This window comes from Vibrio sp. 10N.222.48.A3, assembly GCF_041475345.1.
GTDB lineage: Bacteria > Pseudomonadota > Gammaproteobacteria > Enterobacterales > Vibrionaceae > Vibrio > Vibrio tasmaniensis_A.
Window position 1 is genome coordinate 1 of record NZ_JBFRVX010000507.1, and the last position, 2,525, is coordinate 2,525.

General features: G+C 39.6%; 5 protein-coding genes. All 5 read right to left on the minus strand.

Annotated elements, in window-relative coordinates:
- Positions 1–153 precede the first annotated feature (153 nt).
- The 5 genes from AB4653_RS14865 to AB4653_RS14885 are packed head-to-tail and all read right to left on the minus strand — an operon-like array spanning position 154 to position 2,392.
- The gene (locus AB4653_RS14865; protein ID WP_133151961.1) at positions 154–498 is read right to left on the minus strand and encodes a hypothetical protein; all 345 of its coding nucleotides are present in this window, start codon (positions 496–498) and stop codon (positions 154–156) included.
- 7 nt (positions 499–505) lie between these two features.
- Entirely contained in the window at positions 506–790 is a 285-nt protein-coding gene (locus AB4653_RS14870) for a hypothetical protein (RefSeq protein WP_102257478.1), read from the minus strand.
- 15 nt (positions 791–805) lie between these two features.
- Positions 806–1,180: a hypothetical protein gene (locus AB4653_RS14875; RefSeq protein WP_102257477.1), complete on the minus strand. Its 375-nt coding sequence runs from the start codon at positions 1,178–1,180 to the stop codon at positions 806–808.
- Positions 1,177–1,533, minus strand: coding sequence for a hypothetical protein (locus AB4653_RS14880; protein WP_102257476.1), 357 nt, complete (start codon positions 1,531–1,533; stop codon positions 1,177–1,179). Before AB4653_RS14880 ends, AB4653_RS14875 begins: the two co-directional genes overlap by 4 nt.
- A 19-nt stretch (positions 1,534–1,552) precedes the next feature.
- Positions 1,553–2,392 carry a hypothetical protein gene (locus AB4653_RS14885; RefSeq protein ID WP_102257475.1) on the minus strand — a complete coding sequence of 280 codons (840 nt, stop codon included), beginning with the start codon at positions 2,390–2,392 and terminating at the stop codon, positions 1,553–1,555.
- Positions 2,393–2,525: the final 133 nt, after the last annotated feature.

The following is a 2,525-nucleotide window of genomic DNA, read 5'->3' on the forward strand; positions in this document are numbered from 1 at the left end:
TTGATGTAGATCCATCGATTTTCCCTCGTTATTCGATTATTGGTAAATTATTCGCTTTTAAGTTTCGTTCCCACCCCTCATCATTATCAGCACTTCCAATCATTGCGTTACAGTCAGTAAATTGATCTGTAATAGCTTGGGTATGGGTTACAACTAACTTTTTAGAGCGATAGATTTAATGTTTTCTGGATGGATTTTTGTGCGAGATAGCGGTTCTCCGGTATCACGATCAATTGCATCGCAGCTCTCGTAAATAACAAGGCTTCTAGCGTGCATTTCGTTTATTGCATTAACTTGTATCTTAGTACCATCATAAAGCGTAGCTACAAACCCATGATAAGCGTTGGGGTTGACTTTATAGCCACATGCTCCACAGAAATTCGCCCCGTTGCAATCTATATGCTTACCGAATGAACAAAGGAAAGCTTTCTGTAATTGGTACTTTAAATTAAGTATTACTTTCTCCATAAATGTAAATAATGCGACTAAATTTTTCAAAATCCCCTTAATACATTTTTTCGCAAATATCTTGAATTGCTTCTGTTTCAAGCGAAGTGTTAGCAAAGTCTGGTATCTTGCCTTTATATTTAGCGTTTAGATTCTCAGCCCTGTTAACGATAGATTTAGTTAAGCGCTTCATTTCGTCTTGAATAAGTGGCAAAAATTCAGCTAAATCCTCCCTCTCCAGAAAGTCGCCTAGCTCCTCATCAATATCGACTTTTTCAAGCACCATTGAGGCAATAGTAAGGGCGTTAAACTTAGCGACGTCTTTGTTTACTTGTTTGCCCATAGCGACCAATTCCCCCTATGGTTGGATGTCTTCTTGCAACTGCCAAGACTTGGCAAAGTAGAACTCAACAGACCAACAATCAGCAGACAGAATGTGTGACTTCCTAGCAGCTAAAGGAAACTTACCTTTAACTTTTACAAAGTATGCGCCAGTGTAGTTATTTGCTAAGTTATCGCGTATGTCTCGAATTAACTCATCAACTTTAGATTCTTCATCAAGCCCGAAACTCATATTAATTCGTTGAAAGTCAAAATTCGGGTCATCTGCTGCTCCAAGGTAATCAAGACCTTTTTTGTCAACCAAACCTTTGAGGACTGATAAGAACTCTTTAAACTCCTGAGAAAATGTTTCTTTTTCTTGAACAGGCAAAGCTAGTTCACTGATTTTCATAATTGTTCCCTTGTTCCAATTTTAGAATTAGTGAATTGGTCTATCGTTACTACAGCTTTTTGCCAGTCATTCGCTACCACTTCTTGACCATTCGACAAGTAGTAATCAATTGACACTTGATCGCCTAAGCCAATAAGTGGCATCAAACCAGTATCCGGTTTTGCCGCTTGTCGGGCTGCCGTAACATCATCAACAGATGCGCTCCACCAAAGCAATGCACCATCGCACTCTTGAGTAACGCAAGTTGCACCTGTTGGCCACGTAAACTTGCCAAGTTTCACCATACTTAGAAGTGAAACATCCACGCTTGGAACAAACAATTGTTCATCCAAGTTAATCAAAATATCAGGCATAATTTCCCTTTAAATTTGTTTAGTTGTTGTTTGACGAATATGTATCCATTAAACGTCCTTTATCAATGACAACTATTTCTTGGGTATAACCCGCTTTCCCTACCAAAAAGCCGACAAAGTTCGAATCAAGCTTAATTACGTCAACTTGCGGATCGAAAGATGAGTTAAATAGTTCTGATGTAGTTTCCATTCTGCCGATTGAACCTAGAAGGTATGTCTTAGCAATTCTTTCAACTAACGATGTGGTAATGCCATATTTACTAGCCACACTGGATAAAGTGCTACTCAGTGTTAATGCTTGTTCTTGTCCGTTACCTAAGTAGGACATTAGCTCATCTGCCACTGTATCGGACAATGCCCTATGAGGCGCATCTGACCATCTGTGATAGTAATATTCTTTTCCAAGTTGGCTACTATCTGCCAAATATTGGCTTCGGAAAGCAATCAACTGGTGAATGTCTTCTGACGAATAACCTACGCGCTCATAAAACTCATACCATCGACTATCCGTGTAAAAAGCCAATATTGTGTGCTCGCTTGCTTGCTCATCACCCAAGTAGTCGCTAAATTCCGTTAGATGCAAGCTCGTTAGGGATTCCGACATTACTAAATCAGCATCGGCTATGGGTTCTGGTTCGACTGCTTGCGGAGCTTCTAAACTACCATTGCCAACTGTGCGCTTAACCGTCAGTTGTACTGGCTTACTTTGAGTCTCAGGTTTAGTAACTAAGAGTGCCGTTTCTTGGTCAATTGAAAGTTGTTCAACTGACGACTGATTAACACTCAAATCAAAATGGTTACTCGCAAAGTACACAGCCAAACCGCAAGCAACCGCAAGTAAACTGATTTTAGTGACCATACACGATTACTCCTTATCTTCGACTGGAATTAGTTCATAGGCGATTCCAGACTGCTCAAAAAAATCCAGTAGTTTTTGAAAGTGATTACGGTTTTTGTAAACCTTCGCATTATTAAAAGAAGTAGTAATTGAG

What these genes read in the sequence shown, in the direction of transcription:
- AB4653_RS14870 (WP_102257478.1), bottom strand. Translation starts at nt 790, where the DNA reads ATGGGCAAACAAGTAAACAAAGACGTCGCTAAGTTTAACGCCCTTACT.
- AB4653_RS14875 (WP_102257477.1), bottom strand. Translation starts at nt 1,180, where the DNA reads ATGAAAATCAGTGAACTAGCTTTGCCTGTTCAAGAAAAAGAAACATTT.
- AB4653_RS14880 (WP_102257476.1), bottom strand. Translation starts at nt 1,533, where the DNA reads ATGCCTGATATTTTGATTAACTTGGATGAACAATTGTTTGTTCCAAGC.
- AB4653_RS14885 (WP_102257475.1), bottom strand. Translation starts at nt 2,392, where the DNA reads ATGGTCACTAAAATCAGTTTACTTGCGGTTGCTTGCGGTTTGGCTGTG.